The sequence below is a fragment of the Bradyrhizobium sp. NBAIM08 genome (assembly GCF_020193935.1).
Classification (GTDB): Bacteria; Pseudomonadota; Alphaproteobacteria; order Rhizobiales; family Xanthobacteraceae; genus Bradyrhizobium; species Bradyrhizobium yuanmingense.
The window spans coordinates 1-458 of the sequence record NZ_JADYVR010000262.1 but is presented as its reverse complement, the minus strand read 5'-3'; the positions used below and the strand labels follow the sequence as shown (position 1 = coordinate 458).

Annotated in this window: 1 protein-coding gene; it reads left to right on the top strand. The window is 66.4% G+C overall.

What is annotated here, in order from left to right; all coding sequences use genetic code 11:
- Positions 1–3: 3 nt before the first annotated feature.
- Positions 4–458 (top strand): putative sulfate exporter family transporter (locus tag I6F37_RS39400; RefSeq protein ID WP_225154288.1); only part of this gene is annotated, 455 nt, incomplete at its 3' end.

Below are 458 nucleotides of genomic sequence, written 5' to 3'. Positions count from 1 at the left end.
CCTTTGAATTCCTCTTCGACGGGCGGTGCCCTGCGCATCTGGCCCGGAGTTCTGCTCTGCGTGGGCGTCTCGACCTTTGCGCTGGGGATCGAACATGTCGAGGCAGGCTTTTTCGGCCGAGCCTGGCTCGAAGCACTCGTCATGGCGATCCTGATCGGAACAGTGATCCGGTCGCTGTGGACGCCCGACAGTCGTTGGCGGCCCGGGATTTCGTTCTCGACCAAGACACTGCTGGAGATCGCGGTGGTGTTGCTCGGCGCCTCGCTCAGCGCTGCGACGATCGCCGCGGCCGGCGCGGCCCTCCTCGTGGGCATCGCAGCCGTCGTCTTCGTCGCGATCGGGCTGAGCTACGCCATCGGCCGCCTGCTCGGTCTGCCACAGCGGATGGCCATCCTCGTCGCCTGCAGAAACTCGATCTGCGGCAACTCGGCCATTGCGGCGGTGGCACCCGTCATCGG